Source organism: Streptomyces chengmaiensis, from assembly GCF_029846775.1.
GTDB lineage: Bacteria > Actinomycetota > Actinomycetes > Streptomycetales > Streptomycetaceae > Streptomyces > Streptomyces chengmaiensis.
Genome location: NZ_JARWBG010000039.1, coordinates 49282 through 66028, shown reverse-complemented (window position 1 = coordinate 66028; position 16747 = coordinate 49282). Strand labels below are relative to the sequence as shown.

Genomic DNA, 16747 nt, shown 5'->3' with positions numbered 1-16747 from the left:
CCCCGCCGCCTGCCGGGCGGCGGCCGGGTCCCGCCCTTGCCGGGCATCCGCGGCGGAGTCCCCGGCGGCCGCCGCCCTGCGGGCCGACGCGGGCTGCCCCGCAGACCCGGGCTCGCCTCCGGTGACCGCCGCCTGCCGGGCAGCCGGGTGCGGCCTCTGGGCGGGCGCGGCGGACTCCCCGGGAGGCGACTGCTGGTCGGCGGACGCCGCCCGACGCGGGGGCTCCCCGCCGGGCGTGGGCTGCCTCGTCGGCCCGGCTTGCTTTATGGGTGCCGGCTGCTGCCGTGTCGTCGCGTTCCGGCGGTCGGGCGCCGCCGAACGTCCGGCGCCGGTCGTCGGGCCGGCGGGAGGAGTCTTCCGCACCGGCTCGGGCTCGCCGGTCGTTGCCGACCGACCGGAAGACGCGGGCGTAGCCGCAGGCGCAGCCTGCGCCGTGGCGGACCGCCCGGCAGGCGCAGGCTCGGCCGCAGGCACGGCCCGCCCCGCGGGGGCGGGCCGCCCGACCGATACGGGCTCGCCGACGGTCGCCGACCGACCGGAAGACACGGGCGTAGCCGCAGGCGCAGCCTGCGCCGTGGCGGACCGCCCGGCAGGCGCAGGCTCGGCCGCAGGCACGGCCCGCCCCGCGGGGGCGGGCCGCCCGACCGATACGGGCTCGCCGACGGTCGCCGACCGACCGGAAGACACGGGCGTAGCCGCAGGCGCAGCCTGCGCCGTGGCGGACCGCCCGGCAGGCGCAGGCTCGGCCGCAGGCACGGCCCGCCCCGCGGGCGCGGGCCGCCCGACCGATACGGGCTCGCCGACGGTCGCCGACCGACCGGAAGACGCCAGCGTGGCCGCAGGCGCAGCCTGCGCGGTGGGCGCGCGGCGACGGGACGCCGCGGGGCGTCCGGTGGGCGCGGGGCGACGGGTCCGGGTCGTCTGGGCGGCCACGGCCTTCTGCAGTCTGCTCTGCGCGGGCGCCCGCCAGATGTGGCAGATGGCCAGGGCCAGTGCGTCGGCCGCGTCGGCGGGCCTGGGCAGGGCGTCCAGCCGGAGCAGCCGGGTCACCATCTGGCCGACCTGCGCCTTGTCGGCGCGGCCGCTGCCGGTGACGGCGGCCTTGACCTCGCTGGGGGTGTGCAGCGCGACCGGCAGTCCGCGGCGCGATGCGCACAGCAGGGCGATGGCGCTGGCCTGGGCGGTGCCCATGACCGTGCGCACATTGTGCTGGCTGAACACCCGCTCCACCGCGACCACATCGGGCCGGTGCTCGTCCAGCCACTCCTCGATGCCGCGCTCGACGGCGACGAGACGGCTGCCGAGGTCGGCGTCGGCAGGGGTGCGCACAACGCCGACGCCTCGCATGGCCAGCGGACGGCCTGCCACCCCTTCGACCACCCCGACGCCGCACCGGGTCAGCCCCGGGTCCACCCCGAGAACGCGCACGTGCCCCTCCCTCCATCTGTTCGTGCAGGCTATCGCCCGGCACTGACAACGGACGGGCCGACGGGGGTGTGTCCCGTCGGCCCGTCCGTCGTCGGCGTGCGAAGCCCGTGTTCGAGGCTCCGCGTATGAAGAATCCGCGTATGAAGCAGAGTCAGGCGTCGACCTTCGCCATGATGTCGTCGGCGACGTCGAAGTTGGCGAAGACGTTCTGCACGTCGTCGCTGTCCTCCAGCGCGTCGATCAGCTTGAAGATCTTCCGCGCACCCTCCTCGTCCAGCTCGACCTGCATGGTCGGGACAAAGCTGGCCTCGGCCGACTCGTAGTCGATGCCGGCCTCCTGGAGCGCGGTGCGGACCGCGACCAGGTCGGTGGCCTCGCTGATGACCTCGAAGCTCTCGCCGAGGTCGTTGACCTCCTCGGCGCCCGCGTCCAGCACCGCGCCGAGCACATCGTCCTCGGTCAGCTCGCCCTTGGGCAGCACCACGACGCCCTTGCGGTTGAACAGGTACGACACCGAGCCCGGGTCGGCCATCGAGCCGCCGTTGCGGGTCATCGCCACGCGCACGTCGGAGGCGGCGCGGTTGCGGTTGTCGGTGAGGCACTCGACGAGCACCGCGACGCCGTTCGGGCCGTAGCCCTCGTACATGATCGTCTCGTAGTCGACGCCGCCGCCCTCAAGGCCGCCGCCGCGCTTGACCGCCGAGTCGATGTTCTTGTTCGGAACCGACTGCTTCTTGGCCTTCTGGATGGCGTCGTACAGCGTCGGGTTGCCGTCCGGGTCGGCCCCGCCGGTGCGGGCCGCGACCTCGATGTTCTTGATCAGCTTCGCGAAGAGCTTGCCGCGCTTGGCGTCGATCACGGCCTTCTTGTGCTTCGTCGTAGCCCATTTAGAGTGGCCGGACATCTGCCTGTCTCCTTCGCGTTACCCAACCTGCTGCGTTCGCCAGAGATCCTACCGGGATGCGCTCAGCCCGCTGCGCGCACCATCTCCGCGAACAGCGCGTGCAGCCGGTGGTCGCCGGTCAGTTCGGGGTGGAACGAGGTCGCCAGGACGTTGCCCTGGCGCACGGCGACGATATGGCCGTCGTACTCGGCGAGCACCTCGGCCGCGGCGCCCACGGACTCCACCCACGGGGCGCGGATGAAGACGCCCTCGACCGGGCCGCCCGGGACGCCCGCGACCTCGACGGCCGCCTCGAAGGACTCGTTCTGACGCCCGAAGGCGTTCCGGCGGACGATCATATCGATGCCGCCGAAGGTCTCCTGGCCGGAGCGGGGGTCGAGGATCTTGTCCGCGAGCATGATCAGTCCGGCGCAGGTGCCGTACACCGGCATGCCCGACCTGATGCGCTCACGGAGCGGCTCCGCCATGCCGAACAGCGCGGCCAGCTTGGACATCGTGGTCGACTCACCGCCGGGTATCACCAGCGCGTCGACCTCGGCCAGCTCCTCGGGGCGCCTGACCGGCCTGGCCACGGCGTCCGCCGCGGCCAGGGCGACCAGATGCTCCCGGACGTCGCCCTGGAGGGCCAGGACTCCGATGACGGGGGTGCTCATGGACGCTTACCAGCCGCGGTTGGCGTAGCGCTCGGCCTCGGGCAGGGTGTCGCAGTTGATGCCCACCATGGCCTCGCCCAGGTTCCGCGACGCATCCGCGATGATCTTCGGGTCGTCGTAGAAGGTGGTGGCCTTCACGATCGCGGCGGCGCGCTTGGCCGGGTCGCCGGACTTGAAGATGCCGGAGCCGACGAAGACGCCCTCGGCGCCGAGCTGGCGCATCAGCGCGGCGTCGGCCGGGGTGGCCACACCGCCCGCGGAGAACAGCACGACCGGCAGCTTGCCCAGCTCGGCGGCCTCCTTGACCAGCTCGTACGGGGCGCGCAGCTCCTTGGCGGCGGCGTACAGCTCGTGGTTGTCCAGGGCCCGCAGCCGGCCGATCTCGTTCTTGATCTGGCGCAGGTGGCGGACGGCCTCCACGACGTTGCCGGTGCCGGCCTCGCCCTTGGAGCGGATCATCGCCGCGCCCTCGGCGATACGGCGCAGGGCCTCGCCCAGGTTGGTGGCGCCGCACACGAACGGGGTGGTGAAGGCCCACTTGTCGGAGTGGTTGACCTCGTCGGCGGGGGTGAGCACCTCGGACTCGTCGATGTAGTCGACGCCGAGGGACTGCAGCACCTGCGCCTCGACGAAGTGCCCGATCCGGGACTTGGCCATGACCGGGATCGACACGGCGTCGATGATGCCTTCGATCATGTCCGGGTCGGACATCCGGGCCACCCCGCCGTCCTTGCGGATGTCGGCCGGGACGCGCTCCAGCGCCATGACGGCGACCGCGCCCGCATCCTCGGCGATCTTGGCCTGCTCGGGGGTGACCACGTCCATGATCACACCGCCCTTGAGCTGCTCGGCCATGCCGCGCTTGACGCGCGCAGTGCCAGTCGCCGGGGTGTCAGCGGCCTGCGGGGTGGTGGACTGCGTGGACACGGAGGACCTCACTCGATGAAGACGGTGTGTTGCCTCCCTGATGCAACATGTGCCCCCCGGTCCACGACAAGGGCCAATGATGACCCGGTGGATCGTTTTGCCCCGGGTCAGGCAGCGCGGTCCGCGAGCGCCGCCGGGGGCTCGTCGTCCATCTCGAACGCCATCGGGAACGGGGCGTGGCCGGCGAGCCTGAACCAGCGGACCTTGCGGTGGCGGCGGAGAGCACGGGCCGCGCGGACGGCGTCGTTGTGGAACCGGCGGGCCATGGGGACCCGGCGCACCGCCTGTGCGAGCTCGCCCGCGGCCTCCTCGCCGCCCGGGACCTCCCGGACCGCCTCCACCTGCTCCGGCTCCCCGAACACCGCCCGCAGCGCGGCGCTCAGCTCGCTCTCCGCGACCTCGCGCTGCTCCTCCTCCGCCTGGCGGGCGGCGTGCGCGGCCTCGTACAGCACGATGGACGCGGCGGGGTCGAGCACGCCGGCGGTGGCCAGCTCCTGGGTGACCGAGGCGCGCCGCAGCAGCTGCGCGTCGAGGGCGGCGCGGGCGGCGTCGATGCGGGCGTGCAGCCGGTCGAGGCGTCCTGCGGTCCAGCTCAGATACAGGCCGATGGCCACGAGGGCGACGAGGATCCAGATCAGGGTTGCGGTCACGGCGGCCAAAGATACCGGTGCCGGTGCGGCCCCCTGTCAGGCCCGGGCCCCTGGAGCCCGGGCTCTTCGCAGGCCATGCGCACGGGCGCGGGTTCCCCTCGCGGGGACTTCTCCCCTGCCCCGCCCTTTCCCGAAACCCGGGCTCCGCCCCGGACCCCGTTGTACGGGGGCTCCGCCCCGGGACCCCCGCGCCTCAAACTCCCCCAGCTGCCTCCCCCGGGCTCCTCCCTCAGACTCCTCCCCCAGCTACCGCTGGGAGGTGCCCCCACGGAGGTGCCCCCGGGCCAGGCTGGATGGTGCGGGTTCAGTGCCTCGCTTGAAGGCCGTACCGGGATCTGGGGCGGAACCCCGCCCTTTCGGGGGTGCTCGGGCGGGGCCCCAGCCCGGCCCCGAGGTCAGTCGCGGGCCAGACCGAACCGCGCGCGGAAGCCCGTGCGTTCGTCCGCGGCGACCGAGGCCGCACCGTCCGTCACCGTCTCGTAGACCGCCAGGATGTCCGTGCCCACCGTCGACCAGTCGAAGCGCCGCACATGCGCGCTCCCCCGCTTCCGCAGCTCTGCTCGCCGCGCCGGATCGCGCAGCAGGGCGACAGCCGCGTCGGCCAGCGCGTCCGCGTCCTCGTTGGCGAAGAGCTCGCCGGCCGCTCCCTGGTCGAGGACCTGGGCGAACGCGTCGAGGTCCGCGGCGAGCACCGGCGCGCCCGCCGACATCGCCTCGACCAGGATGATGCCGAAGCTCTCCCCACCCGTGTTGGGAGCCACGTACACGTCCACGCTCCGCAGCAGCCGGGCCTTGTCCTCGTCGCTGACCATCCCTAGGAACTCCACCCGCTCGCGCATCTCCCGCGGCAGCGTCGCGACGGCCTCCTCCTCGTCGCCGCGCCCCGCGACCAGCAACCGGGCCTGAGGGCAGGCCTCCAGGATCCGGGGAAGGGCCTTCATCAGCACCGGCAGCCCCTTGCGGGGCTCGTCGATACGGCCGATGAAGCCGATAGTGTGCCCCTGCCACTCCGCCTTCGGCTCGGCCTTCTCAAAGAAGGCGACGTCCACCCCGTTCGGGATGACCACCGCGTCACCGCCCAGATGCTCCACCAGCGTGCGCCGCGCGTACTCGCTGACCGCGATCCGCGCGCTGATCTTCTCCAGCGCGGGCTGAAGGATCGGATATGCGGCGATCATCGCGCGGGAGCGGGGATTCGAGGTGTGGAAGGTGGCCACGATCGGGCCCTGCGCCGCCCAGCAGCTCAGCAGCCCCAGCGACGGCGAGGCCGGCTCGTGGATGTGGATGACGTCGAACGTGCCGGTCTGCAGCCAGCGTCGCACCCGCGCCGCCGACAGAAAGCCGAAGTTCAGCCGCGCGACCGATCCGTTGTACGGCACGGGCACCGCCCGGCCCGCCGAGACGACGTACGGCGGCAGCGGCGTGTCGTCGTCCGCGGGCGCCAGCACGGACACCTGGTGACCGAGGCGGATCAGATGCTCCGCCAGGTCCCGGATATGGAACTGGACGCCGCCCGGCACATCCCACGAGTAGGGGCAGACGATGCCGATCCTCACAGCGACCCCTGTCCCCGGTCGGGATCGAGATCCGCAAGCCACAGCCGCTGCAGCATGTGCCAGTCCTCCGGGTGGTCCGCGATGCCCGTGGCGAAGACGTCCGCCAGCGCCTGTGTCATGACGGCCGTCTTCTCGGCCCGGGTACCCGTCCGAGGCACCTCGACGGGGGGATGCACCCGGCCCCGCATCACCGGCGGCTCGTCGTAGAAGAGCGTGACCGGCAGCAGCAGCGCCCCCGTCTGCTGCGCCAGCATCGCGGGTCCGGCCGGCATCCGCGCCGTGTCACCGAAGAACTTCACCTCCACGCCGGACGCCGACAGATCACGGTCCGCGACCAGGCACACCAGGCCGCCTGCGCGCAGCCGCCGCGCCAGCGTCCCGAACGCCGACCCTCCGGTGTGCGGCAGCACCTCCATGCCGAGGCTCTCGCGGTACGCCACGAACCGGTCGTACAGCGACTCCGGCCGCAGCCGCTCGGCCACCGTCGTGAACGGCACACCCAGGGCGCGGGTGACCCAGACGCCCGCGAGGTCCCAGTTCGCCAGGTGCGGCAGCGCCAGTATCACCCCGTTCCCCGCGGCCAGCCCGTCGGTCAGATGGTGCACATCCTTCGGCTGGAAAGCGTCCCCGACCCGCTCCGCGCTCCACGCGGGCAGCCGGAAGGACTCCATCCAGTAGCGCATGTACGAGCGCATCCCGGCCTGCGACAGCTCAGCCAGCCGCGCCGGGCCGGCATCGGGAACCACACGCGCCAGATTGGACTCCAGACGCAGCACGCTCTTCCCGCGCCGCTTCCACACCGTGTCGGCGATGCTCCGGCCCAGCCGGGCGGCCGCAGGCTCGGGCAGCTTCTTCACCGTGCTCCAGCCGAGCCCGTACAGCGCGTCTGTCACCCGCTCACGCGCCGTGTGCCGTTCTCCGCGCTCCCCGTGGTCCCGCGTCATGTCGTCTCAGCCCCGCTCCCCTGCGCGGCGTCCGCACCGGACTGGGCGTCCGCCTCGGCAGCCTCTCGGCGCACCGTCACCACGCGCTGCCCGAGCGTCACCAGCGAGCCCGCGGCCACCAGCCACAGAGCGATCGGCAGCAGCACGTCGATCCCGGGCACCCCGAACTTGTGCAGCCCCGCGAAACCCGCGGCGACCAGCGAGATCACCAGTCGCTCCGCCCGCTCCACCAGGCCGTTCACGGCGACCGGCAGACCGATCGACTCACCGCGCGCCTTCGTGTACGACACGACCTGCCCGCTCGCCAGACAGAAGATGGCGACGGCACACAACACATTGTCGTCCCCCGAGCCCGCATACCAGAGCGCGAAGCCGCCGAAGATCGCCGCGTCGGCCACCCGGTCCAGCGTCGAGTCCAGGAACGCGCCCCAGCGGCTGGACACCCCCGCCTGCCGAGCCATGTTCCCGTCGACCAGGTCCGAGAACACGAACAGCGTGATCACGACCGTGCCCCAGAAGAACTCGCCCCGGGGGAAGAAGACCAGCGCACCCGCCACGACTCCGGCCGTGCCTACCAGCGTGACCGCGTCGGGACTCACCCCCCGGCGGAGCAGAAACGCGGCGAACGGCGTGAGGACACGCGTGAAAAACGCACGCGCGTACTTGTTCAGCATGGCCTTCCCGACGGTCGGTGGGCCGCATGGCCCCTTCGGCCATCGGCTGGCCCATCGTAGCCACGCCCCCGCACCCGCACCGCGCGCACCCGGCCCTGCGGCGGCGTACGACGTATGGACGCACCATGGCCTGAGTGGAAAGCTCGAAAGACCACCGCGGGCATCGACGGAGCTGCACGCGGCTCCCGCGTCCCGCGCCCACACCTCACCGTGCACCGAGTCGGGAGGAACACATCATGGGCGACAAGACGAACACACACCCCGGAGCCGCCGGCAGGGCTACAACGGCCGACCGGCCCGCCTCCGTACGGAATGTGGTGCTGGTCGGCCACAGCGGATCGGGAAAGACCACCCTGGTCGAAGCTCTCGCCCAGGCCACAGGGGCCGTCAACCGCGCCGGGCGCGTCGAGGACGGCGCCACCGTCTCCGACTACGACGAGATCGAACACCGGCAGCAACGCTCCGTACAGCTCTCACTCGTCCCCCTCGAATGGGACGGCTACAAGATCAACCTACTCGACACCCCCGGGTACGCCGACTTCGTCGGAGAGCTGAGGGCCGGTCTGCGGGCAGCGGACGCGGCCCTCTTCGTCATCTCGGCCGCCCAGGAAGCCGACGCCGTCGCCGCCTCCTGCCGCACCGTGTGGGAGGAGTGCGCCGCCGTCGGCATGCCCCGCGCGATCGTGATCACCCACCTGGAGACCGCCCGCACCGACTACGAGGAGCTCACCCGCGTCTGCGCCGAGATCTTCGGCGGCGACGACCCCGACGCCGTGCTGCCCCTGTACCTCCCCCTGTACGGCCCCCAGCACGCCGACGGCCACGCACCCGTCACCGGACTGATCGGGCTGCTCTCCCAGAAGGTCTTCGACTACTCCTCCGGAGAACGCAAGGACACCCCGCCCGACGCCGAACAGGCCTCCGTCATCGAAGAGGCCCGCAACCGGCTCATCGAGGGGATCATCTCGGAGAGCGAGGACGAAACCCTCATGGACCGCTACCTCGGCGGCGAGGACGTCGAGGTCACCACCCTCATCGACGACCTCGAGAAAGCCGTCGCCCGCGGCGCCTTCCACCCCGTCCTCGCCGCCGCGCCCGCCGCCGACGGCGCACGCCAGGGCCTGGGCACCGTGGAACTCCTGGAGCTGATCACCCGAGGCTTCCCCACCCCTCTGGAGACCGCTCCCCCGGCCGTCACCACCCCCGAGGGCAAGACCCGCCCGCAAGTCGCCTGCGACCCCGGCGGGCCCCTTGTCGCCGAAGTCGTCAAGACCGCGTCCGACCCCTACGTCGGCCGCATCTCCCTCGTCCGCGTCTTCTCCGGCACCCTCCGCCCCGACGAGACCGTCCACATCTCCGGACACGGCCTCGCCGACCGCGGCCACGAAGACCACGACGTCGAAGAGCGAGTCGGCGCCCTCACCTCCCCCTTCGGCAAACAGCAGCGCACCATGGCCCACGCCATCGCGGGCGACCTGGCCTGCGTCGCCAAACTCAGCCGCGCCGAGACCGGGGACACCCTCTCCGCCAAGGACGACCCGCTGCTCATGGAGCCCTGGAGCATGCCCGACCCGCTGCTCCCCCTCGCCATCCAGGCCCACAGCAAAGCCGACGAGGACAAACTGTCCCAGGGGCTCGCCCGGCTCGTCGCCGAAGACCCCACCATGCGCCTCGAACAGAACCAGGCCACCCACCAGGTCGTGCTCTGGTGCCTCGGCGAGGCCCACGCCGACGTCGCGCTCGAACGGCTCCGCAGCCGCTACGGGGTCCAGGTCGACGTCGTCCCCCACAAGGTGTCCCTGCGCGAGACCTTCGGCGGGCCCGCCGCCGGGCGCGGCCGCCATGTCAAACAGTCCGGCGGCCACGGCCAGTACGCCATATGCGAGATCGACGTCGAGCCCCTGCCCGCCGGCTCCGGCGTCGAATTCGTCGACAAGGTCGTCGGCGGCGCCGTGCCCCGCCAGTTCATCCCCTCCGTGGAGAAGGGCGTACGCGCCCAGGCCGCACGCGGGGTCGCCGCCGGCTACCCCCTGGTCGACGTACGCGTCACCCTGCGGGACGGCAAAGCCCACTCCGTCGACTCCTCCGACGCCGCCTTCCAGACCGCAGGCGCCCTCGCCCTGCGCGAAGCGGCCACGGACTCCCGCATCGACCTGCTGGAACCGGTCGCCGAAGTCCGGGTCCTCGTCTCCGACGACTACGTCGGCTCCGTGATGAGCGATCTGTCAGGACGGCGCGGCCGTGTCGTCGGCACCGAACAGGCCGGAGGCGGACGCACGCTCATCCGCGCCGAAGTGCCGGAACTGGAGATCGGCAGGTACGCGATCGACCTGCGCTCCATCTCCCACGGCACCGGCCAGTTCAGCCGCGGCTACGCCCGCCACGAGCCCATGCCCGCCCAACTCGCCGAGAAGCTCCGCGCACAAGCCGAGAACGGCTCATAGCGCGCCGTACAAGAAGGGCGCATAGTCGACAGCGCCCCCAAGACGCCGCCGCCCCGCCCCCGATAGGCTGGAGTGCTCTGCCCATCAGGTGTGCGGGGCACGGCAGTTGGGAAAAGCCGAGATGCGACGGGCATACGGCGACGCGGGGCGATGGGGGCGGATGTGGCCGACGACGGATTCGATTTCACTCCCGGGGCACAGATCCCGCTCATCGGCTCGGCCGGACAGACCGCGGCCACCCACGCCCTCGCCTCCGCCGCCTACCGCGACAGCCCCGCCGAGGACATCCTCAAGGCCGACAACGAATGGCATAAGTCGGAGGTCAAGAAGGGCAAGTTCTCGCTCTTCGAACCCAACCTCGGCGAGGCCTTCTCCCGCGCCGTCCAGACACGCATGCTCGGCGACGAGCGCGGCGCGCTCATCCAGTCCTTCGGCATCGAACCCCAGGTCGTCGTCGAACACGCCCTCGCCGCCAGCCGCATCCGCAAGGAACGCGACGCCAAACTGACCGCCATCACGGCCATCTGCGGGCTCCTCTTCCTGCCCGGAGTGCTGCTGTGGATGGCGGTCTTCCAACTCCGCCGCACCCTGGCCGGCGCCCAGAACAAGAACGCCGGACTGCTCGGCGCCCTCGTGCTCATCGGCATCGGCGGCCTCGCCCTGATCTTCCTCATCCGGCTGCCCTTCACCGGCTTCCTCGGGTACTACCTCCGCGGCATGATCATCGCACCGGTCATCGGCTGGTTCCTCGCCAAACGCATCTGCGAAGCCACCGCCAAGGACCTGCGCGACCGCTGGGACGGCCTGCTCTCAGGCGGCGGCGTCGGCGCGAAGATCCCCGAGGCCGTGCCCGGCAACCCCGGCGAGACCGCCGCCGAACAGCTGCGCCAAGGCCTGTCCAAGCTCAGCGCCGAGCAGCAGTCCAACGTCGTCTTCTACGCCGGCCCCAAAGGCATACTCGGCATGGGCACCCGCTGGGGAAGCTGGCAGCTCGCCGAGGAACTCACCCCCAAGGAGCCCGGCAAAGAGATCAACCAGTTCCGCAGCTGGGACGTCATACGAGCCATCCACGACCGGCTCAAACTGCTCCAGCGCGGGCCACTGCACTCCGGCGGCTTCCCCACGCCGTCCGTCAGGCACTGGATCGTCGCCCCCGTCGGCGAGAACGCCGGCGCCGTCTCCCGGCCCGAAGGCCAGGATGTCGACGCCTTCCAGATCCGCGCACACGAGATACAGCGCATCTGCAACGAGCAGCAGTTCGGCAGCGGAAACCGCCACTACCTGGGCGTGCAGTTCACCCTCTGGGACGGCCAGCTGGTGCTCACCATGATGATCACCGTCACCGTGCTGCACGAGACCCTGCGCGTCGAGGTCACCGGCCATGCCCTCGGCCCCGTGCACTCCCTCTTCACCAGCAAGCCCGAGGCGAAGACCAAGACCGTCAGCAAGACCATCCGCTTCTGGGAGACCCGCAGCATCGCCCTGCCGCTGGTGGAGACCCGGGAAGTCGTCCGGCTCATGGTGCGCGCACCGCTGACCTGGTATCCCCCGCTGCTGGAGTTCCTCGGCGGCAAACTCGTCCTGCCCGAACCCTTCGGGCTGCGCCACGCCTGGGCCGAGAAGCCCTGGCGGCACCGCTTCATGGCGGACGACGCGATGCGTGCGGCCACCCCGGTGCTGCGTGTGGCCCATGCCGCCGCCATGAGGGTGCTCGAGGAGAACGGCGTGGACACGGAGCGTTTCGGCAACCGCTCGACGGCCGTCAGCGGGGCGGTCCAGGACGCCGCCCCGAAGAAGGCGGACATCTACGACGCATAGCCGTCAGACGCCACCGGGTGCGGCCCCCGCACTATGCGGGCCACGCCTCCGCGAGCATCTTGCGGGTGTCGGCGAGCAGCTGCGGCAGGACCTTGGTGTGGGCGGTGACCGGCATGAAATTGGTGTCCCCGCCCCAGCGGGGCACGATGTGCTGATGCAGATGCGCGGCGATGCCGGCGCCGGCGGCCACGCCTTGGTTCATGCCCACGTTGAATCCGTGGGCGCCGGAGGCGGCACGCAGAGCCTGCATGGCCTGCTTGGTGAACTCCGCCAGCTCGGCGGTCTCGGCATCGGTCAGCTCCGTGTAGTCGGCGACATGCCGGAACGGCACGACCATGAGATGACCGCCGTTGTACGGGTAGAGGTTCAGCACGGCGTAGACGCTCTCACCTCGGGCGATGACGAGCCCGTCCTCATCGGACTTGGCCGGAATGGTGCAGAAGGGACAGCCGTCATCGGCCCCCGGCCCGGTCGGCTTGTTCTCCCCCAGGATGTAGGCCATCCGGTGAGGCGTCCACAGGCGCTGAAAGGCGTCCGGCGTCCCCACCCCGATCTGCTGCTCCGGCTCAGTCGTCATACCGGCCAGCATATTCGCCCGTGGGAGGGTGGGAAGCGCCGAGGGGCGGTACCGGAAGGACCGCCCCTCGGTCAGCCCCGTGTGCACGGGGACCGCTCATGCCGCGAGCTGCCGCTGCGGCTGTTCGCGGGACCACCCCGCTCACGCGGGGACCGTGTCACACCTGAATGCGATGTTCGACAGCGTCGACGAGCTCCTGCAGTGCGAGGTCGCGGGGAATCCCGTTCTTCTGCGAACCGTCGCGGTAGCGGAAGGAAACCGTGCCCGCGCTCATGTCGTCGTCACCGACGATGATCATGTACGGGACCTTCAGCTTCTGCTGGTTTCTGATCTTCTTCTGCATACGGTCGGAGGACGCGTCCACCTCGACCCGCAGCCCCTTCCGCTTCGCCTCGGCGGCGAACTCCTCCAAGTACGGCACATGCGCGTCGCCGACCGGGATGCCCACCGCCTGCACCGGGGCCAGCCACGGCGGCATCGCGCCCGCGTAGTGCTCCAGCAGCACGGCGAAGAACCGCTCGATGCTTCCGAACAGGGCCCGGTGGATCATGACCGGACGCTGCTTGGAGCCGTCAGGCGCGGTGTACTCGAGGTCGAAACGCTCGGGCAGGTTGAAGTCGAGCTGGATGGTCGACATCTGCCAGGTCCGGCCGATCGCGTCCTTGGCCTGGACGGAGATCTTCGGACCGTAGAACGCCGCGCCGCCCGGGTCCGGGGTGAGCGGCAGGCCCTGCTTCTCCGCAGCCTTGCGCAGCACCTCGGTCGCCTCTTCCCAGACCTCGTCCGAGCCGACGTACTTCGTCTCGTCCTTGGTGGAGAGCTCCAGATAGAAGTCGGTGAGACCGTAGTCGCGGAGCAGATTGAGGACGAAGGTGAGGAGCGAGTCGAGCTCCTCGGCCATCTGCTCCTTGGTGCAGTAGATGTGCGCGTCGTCCTGGGTGAAACCCCGGGCGCGGGTCAGGCCGTGCACCACGCCCGACTTCTCGTACCGGTACACCGTCCCGAATTCAAACAACCTCAGAGGCAGCTCACGGTACGAGCGGCCCCGCGCATCGAAGATCAGGTTGTGCATCGGGCAGTTCATGGGCTTGAGGTAGTAGTCCACGCCCTCGTCGAGCTGCATGGGCGGGTACATGCCCTCGGCGTACCAGTCCAGATGGCCCGAGGTCTCGAAAAGCTTCCCCTTGGTCGCATGCGGGGTGTAGACGAACTCGTACCCGGCCTCCTCGTGGCGACGCCGCGAGTAGTCCTCCATCACCCGGCGGATGATGCCGCCCTTGGGGTGGAAGACCGCGAGGCCGGAGCCGATCTGCTCCGGAATGGAGAACAGGTCCAGCTCGGCGCCCAGGCGGCGGTGGTCGCGCTTCTCGGCCTCCGCGAGGAACTCCAGGTGGGCCTTGAGCTCGTCCTTGGACGGCCAGGCGGTTCCGTAGATGCGCTGAAGCTGCTTGTTCTTCTCGCTGCCGCGCCAGTAGGCGGACGCGTTGCGCATCAGCTTGAACGCCGGGATGTTCCGGGTGGTCGGCAGGTGCGGGCCCCGGCAGAGATCTCGCCAGCACAGCTCGCCGGTCTTGGCGTCCAGGTTGTCGTAGATGGTCAGCTCGCCCGCGCCGACCTCCACATCCGCGCCGTCCTCGCTGGAGGCGGAGCCCTTGAGGCCGATCAGCTCCAGCTTGTAGGGCTCGTCCACGAGCTCTTCGCGGGCCGCCTCGTCGGTGACCACCCGGCGGGAGAAGCGCTGGCCGCGCTTCTGGATCTCCTGCATCTTCTTCTCGATGGCCTTGAGATCCTCGGGGGTGAACGGCTTCTCGACGTCGAAGTCGTAGTAGAAGCCGTCCCTCACCGGCGGGCCGATGCCGAGCTTGGCCTCCGGGAAGAGCTCCTGCACGGCCTGGGCCATCACATGCGCGGTGGAGTGGCGCAGGATGTCGAGGCCGTCCGGGGAGGAGATCTCCACCGGCTCGACCTCCTCGCCGTCCTTGACCTGGTACGCCAGGTCCTTCAGCTCGCCCGCGACGCGTGCGGCGATGATCGTGCGCTCGCCGGAGAAGAGGTCGGCGGCCGTAGTGCCCGTCGTCACCACGCGCTCTTCCCGCTCGGAATCGCGTTGGATGATCACACGGACGTCTGACACCGGTCTCTCCTGACTGAAGGGGAAGCGCCGCGCTGGTCTCGCGTGCGCACGTCGAATCGTACCGAGCCGAGCCGACCGCGCGCGAAACGGTTTGCCGCCCCTCCCTCGCACGGGAGCTCACTCGTCCCTCGCACGGGAGCTCACTCGCCGGGGCCGCAGGCGTCCTCGAAGAAGTCCAGGTTCTCGTAGAGCGACTTCATCAGCCGGTCCCGCTCGGACTCGTCGACCTGTACGGGCACCACATGGGAGGCGTCGCTGAGCCTGCGGAAGCCGCCGCGGCTCTCCAGGCGGCCGACCACGCGGATCGGCAGTCCGACCAGGTGGGCGTGGCCTGCGGTGCGGTAGGAGTCCTCGTCCAGGGCCACGCGGACGTGCGGCACTTCGGCCCCGGCGAGCACCCTCAGCCGTACGGTCCCCTCGCCGCGCGGCCCGGAGCGGCGCATCCGCACCACCGCGCCGGTGATCCGCACGGGCACCGAGGGCTCGTCCTTGAGGTAGCGTGCGCCGGCCTCCCGGAGGGCCGGCAGATCACCGGGGGAGAACTCGACGGGCTCACCTCGGGGCGCGCAGCCCTGCGGGACGCCGGCGGCGGGCGACCACTCGACCGCGATCCGCGCCCCCTCCGATCCGCGTACGAGTGCGATGACGGCCTCGGTGAGCTCCCGGCTGACGCCCGCCTGCACCGCGGTGTCGAAGGCTTCCATGCCGCCGGTCGCGCGCTGGTAGTCGATGGCCTCCCGGGCGGCCTGGAGTGCGTGGTAGAGGCGTACGGCGACGGGGCGGCCGGTGTCGACGGGCACGAACGCGGTGAGTGTGCTGCCGCCGGAGGCGGGGGCGACGAGGACGCTTTCCAGGGAGGCCTGGGCCTGCCTGCGGTGGCGTGCGCCGTAGTAGCCGGCGCGGCCGCGGACGGCGAGGGCCGCGGCGAGCAGCGTCTGGCGGGCCGCGGTGCGCAGTTGTTCCTGCACGGTCCAGGCGGCGGCCCCGGAAGGCCCCTGGGGCACGTCGCGGTGCCAGCGGATCTCGTCGCCGACGAGGGTGAGGCCGACGAGCACCTCGCGGGCGGAGGGGACGGAGCTGCGTTCGAGGGCGGTGAGGGCTTCCCCGATGAGGTCTTCGCAGTCGGGGAAGGAGCGGCTGTCGGGGACGAGGAGGCTGGTGCCGGCGGCGGGGCCGGGCGGGGTCCAGCGGGCGTACCGTCCGGGGGCCCCGCCCCGGCGTCGCCAGCCGTGGCGGGCGAGGAGGGCGCTGAGGATTGCTGGGTCGATCCGGGCGGGGTCGGGGTGCGCGGCGGTCCCGTACCAGTGGGCGTCGGGCGGTTCGCCCGGCGGGTGGAGGCGGGTGGTCGGCGGGGCCGTCGTCTCGCTGTGCGGCCGGTGTGGGACGTGCGTCTCGCATGGACCGTGAGGCTCACGAGGGCTGTGTGGCTCACAAGGGCTGTGTGGGTTGTGTGGGTTGTGTGGACCGTGCATCAGGGTCTCCCTCCCGCCCCGACCCGGGTCATGATCTCGCAGAGCGCCCGGTCGTCGAAGATCCGCGAGGTCTGTATCCGCACATTGGTTCTGCGCCGGCCCGTCACCGGGTGGCCGGCCAGATTGATCCAGTAGCAGCAGTGGCGCAGATCGAGCCGGTCATGGCTGGCCCGCAGCCATTCGTCCTGGGTGCGCGGTACGAGCATCACGACGAGGATCTTGTGCACGGAGACCGGGGTGCGGGCCAGCTTCACCAGATGGTCGTTGTCGAGGGTGAAGGAGAACGCCCGGGCCGGTGGGTGCGGGGGTATCTGGTAGGTGCATTTGAGCTGCACCTTGATGGTGATCTCGTCGTCGACTGCATGGCGGGCCGAGCTGTGGCTGACGTGCCAGTCGATGCCGTTGTCCGGGAACGGCTGGGAGAGCGAGCATCCGGCCGCCGCCGCGACGGCGTGCAGATAGCCCACCTGGAGGGTCTCCATACAGGCGGTGGTGGCGAGTGCGCCGCGCAGCGGTGCCGTCCGCTGGGGCAGCAGCCCGCCCGATTCAGGCTGCGCGAGCGCCAT

The 16747-nt window shown here is 71.2% G+C and carries 13 protein-coding genes and 1 pseudogene; 2 read left to right on the top strand and 12 right to left on the bottom strand.

What is annotated here, in order from left to right; genetic code table 11:
* Positions 1–807 precede the first annotated feature (807 nt).
* The 8 genes and pseudogenes from ruvC to pgsA all read right to left on the bottom strand — a co-directional run.
* Positions 808–1428: pseudogene (gene ruvC, locus QCN29_RS26710) on the bottom strand (crossover junction endodeoxyribonuclease RuvC); the annotation flags it as partial.
* Positions 1429–1579: 151 nt separating this feature from the next.
* Complete coding sequence (locus QCN29_RS26705; RefSeq protein WP_240140003.1) at positions 1580–2332, bottom strand: YebC/PmpR family DNA-binding transcriptional regulator; 753 nt, start codon at positions 2330–2332, stop codon at positions 1580–1582.
* A 62-nt stretch (positions 2333–2394) separates the two neighbouring features.
* Positions 2395–2985, bottom strand: a complete 591-nt coding sequence (gene pdxT, locus QCN29_RS26700) for a pyridoxal 5'-phosphate synthase glutaminase subunit PdxT (protein ID WP_279931331.1) — start codon at positions 2983–2985, stop codon at positions 2395–2397.
* 6 nt (positions 2986–2991) lie between these two features.
* Positions 2992–3912, bottom strand: a complete 921-nt coding sequence (gene pdxS, locus QCN29_RS26695; protein WP_279931330.1) for a pyridoxal 5'-phosphate synthase lyase subunit PdxS — start codon at positions 3910–3912, stop codon at positions 2992–2994.
* A gap of 107 nt (positions 3913–4019) precedes the next feature.
* Positions 4020–4562, bottom strand: coding sequence for a hypothetical protein (locus QCN29_RS26690; RefSeq protein ID WP_240140001.1), 543 nt, complete (start codon positions 4560–4562; stop codon positions 4020–4022).
* 395 nt (positions 4563–4957) lie between these two features.
* A complete protein-coding gene (locus tag QCN29_RS26685; protein WP_279931328.1) occupies positions 4958–6118 on the bottom strand; it encodes a glycosyltransferase family 4 protein in 1161 nt (386 codons plus the stop codon).
* Positions 6115–7062: a phosphatidylinositol mannoside acyltransferase gene (locus tag QCN29_RS26680; RefSeq protein WP_279931327.1), complete on the bottom strand. Its 948-nt coding sequence runs from the start codon at positions 7060–7062 to the stop codon at positions 6115–6117. Before QCN29_RS26680 ends, QCN29_RS26685 begins: the two co-directional genes overlap by 4 nt.
* On the bottom strand, positions 7059–7736 hold the full coding sequence (pgsA, locus tag QCN29_RS26675; RefSeq protein ID WP_240139998.1) for a phosphatidylinositol phosphate synthase: 678 nt from the start codon (positions 7734–7736) through the stop codon (positions 7059–7061). Before pgsA ends, QCN29_RS26680 begins: the two co-directional genes overlap by 4 nt.
* 236 nt (positions 7737–7972) lie before the next feature.
* Here pgsA and QCN29_RS26670 point away from each other — a divergent pair, with 236 nt between their 5' ends.
* Together QCN29_RS26670 and QCN29_RS26665 are read left to right on the top strand one after the other, a co-directional pair.
* On the top strand, positions 7973–10180 hold the full coding sequence (locus tag QCN29_RS26670) for an elongation factor G-like protein EF-G2 (protein WP_279931325.1): 2208 nt from the start codon (positions 7973–7975) through the stop codon (positions 10178–10180).
* Positions 10181–10342: 162 nt separating this feature from the next.
* A complete protein-coding gene (locus QCN29_RS26665) occupies positions 10343–11998 on the top strand; it encodes a hypothetical protein (RefSeq protein ID WP_398860019.1) in 1656 nt (551 codons plus the stop codon).
* 31 nt (positions 11999–12029) lie between these two features.
* Here QCN29_RS26665 and QCN29_RS26660 read toward each other — a convergent pair whose 3' ends face one another.
* The 4 genes from QCN29_RS26660 to QCN29_RS26645 form a co-directional block, all read right to left on the bottom strand.
* Complete coding sequence (locus QCN29_RS26660) at positions 12030–12587, bottom strand: HIT family protein (RefSeq protein ID WP_279931335.1); 558 nt, start codon at positions 12585–12587, stop codon at positions 12030–12032.
* A gap of 145 nt (positions 12588–12732) precedes the next feature.
* Positions 12733–14709, bottom strand: a complete 1977-nt coding sequence (thrS, locus tag QCN29_RS26655) for a threonine--tRNA ligase (protein ID WP_240139994.1) — start codon at positions 14707–14709, stop codon at positions 12733–12735.
* Positions 14710–14849: 140 nt separating this feature from the next.
* Positions 14850–16181 carry a hypothetical protein gene (locus tag QCN29_RS26650; RefSeq protein ID WP_279931322.1) on the bottom strand — a complete coding sequence of 444 codons (1332 nt, stop codon included), beginning with the start codon at positions 16179–16181 and terminating at the stop codon, positions 14850–14852.
* Positions 16181–16747, bottom strand: coding sequence for a DUF4365 domain-containing protein (locus QCN29_RS26645; protein WP_240139992.1), 567 nt, complete (start codon positions 16745–16747; stop codon positions 16181–16183). Before QCN29_RS26645 ends, QCN29_RS26650 begins: the two co-directional genes overlap by 1 nt.